The following is a 440-nucleotide window of genomic DNA, read 5'->3' as shown; positions in this document are numbered from 1 at the left end:
ATGCATCATCAGATGTGGCGAGCAGGACACCCCATGGGTCGCGATCAGGTCGGCCAGGCTGATGGGGATCTGCGGGATCTCCGGAGCAGTCCGGGGTTCTCACCGCACCGTTACCACCCGCCGCGATGACAAAGCGCCCCGGTTCCCAGCGACCGCATCACCGACGACGGCCGGTTGGAGATCTCGGCGAACCTCGACATCGTCGCCGGGGAGAAAACCAGAACTCTGATGGAAACCTTGTCGGCGCCCAAGCCCCAGCCCGACGGGTCGCCGGATCCGCGGACACCCGAACACGATCACCACCGCCGCATGCGACGAGCCGGCCGCACCGGACGCCATCGCCTCGGCGAGTGCCGGATATTTGGGGGCGGCGACCTCGCCGGTAAAGGTGTGGAAGGTGGCGGTCGCTTTCAGTTGTTTCCACCGCCGCCACGGTTCCG

General features: G+C 66.6%; 2 pseudogenes. Both read left to right on the top strand.

Features of this window, described 5'->3' with window-relative positions:
• Window positions 1-148: pseudogene (locus P3L18_RS28390) on the top strand (IS3 family transposase); the annotation flags it as partial.
• Window positions 148-291, top strand: a pseudogene (locus P3L18_RS28385) (HNH endonuclease); the annotation flags it as partial. The pseudogenes P3L18_RS28390 and P3L18_RS28385, both read left to right, overlap by 1 nt.
• Window positions 292-440 lie beyond the last annotated feature (149 nt).

The organism is Gordonia sp. N1V (genome assembly GCF_029269935.1).
Taxonomy (GTDB): Bacteria; Actinomycetota; Actinomycetes; order Mycobacteriales; family Mycobacteriaceae; genus Gordonia; species Gordonia polyisoprenivorans.
This window is presented reverse-complemented; position numbering and strand designations above follow the sequence as displayed.